General features: G+C 42.1%; 1 pseudogene. It reads right to left on the reverse strand.

Annotated features, from left to right (window positions below):
- Positions 1-709: pseudogene (locus tag ACFIK0_RS09170) on the reverse strand (serine-rich repeat glycoprotein adhesin SasA); the annotation flags it as partial.
- Positions 710-828: the final 119 nt, after the last annotated feature.

Here is an 828-nt window from a genome sequence, read left to right on the forward strand (position 1 = left end):
TGCTTAAGGATTGACTAGCAACCGCACTAACACTGTAACTTTGACTCAGCATTAAGCTGGTCCCCAAAGAATCACTCAGCAAATTAGAGTTACTCAAGGAGTAACTAGTGCTCAGTGATACCCATAAGGACGTGCTTAAAGAAGCAGCCAGCGATTCGCTTAAGGAATAACTGCTACTTAAGGATGTTTGTAAGGAAGTGCTAATGGAAGCACTAGCAGAATAACTGGTACTCAAGGAAACCCATAAGGACGTGCTTAAGGATGCAGCTAAGGATTCACTCAAAGAATAGCTAGCACTCAAGGAGGTACGAATTGACGTGCTTAAGCTAGTTTGGAGAGATTCACTTAAGGAGTAACTAGTTGATAATGACGTCCAAAGAGAAGTACTCAAAGAAGTAGCCAGCGATTCGCTTAAGGAATAACTGCTACTTAAGGATGTTTGAACCGAAGTACTGATGGAAGCACTAGCGGAATAACTAGCACTTAAGGAGTTGCTTAAGGATTGACTAACTGAGGCGCTAGCGGAATAGCTAGCACTTAAGGAGTTGCTTAAGGATTGACTAACTGAAGCGCTCGTGGAATAGCTAGCACTTAAGGAGTTACTCAATGATTGACTAATCGAAGCACTAGCGGAATAACTAGCACTTAAGGAGTTACTCAATGATTGACTTTGGCTAATGGAAGCACTAGCGGAATAACTAGTACTCAAAGAAGCACTGTGTGAAGTGCTCAGTAAAGCACTCGTGCTGTATGAAGCATTAACCGAGGTTGAGTATGATTCGTTAATAGACGTACTAATACTGTAGGACGTGCTTAAAGAACGTGAGC

Source organism: Bartonella sp. CL63NXGY, assembly GCF_042194905.1.
GTDB lineage: Bacteria > Pseudomonadota > Alphaproteobacteria > Rhizobiales > Rhizobiaceae > Bartonella.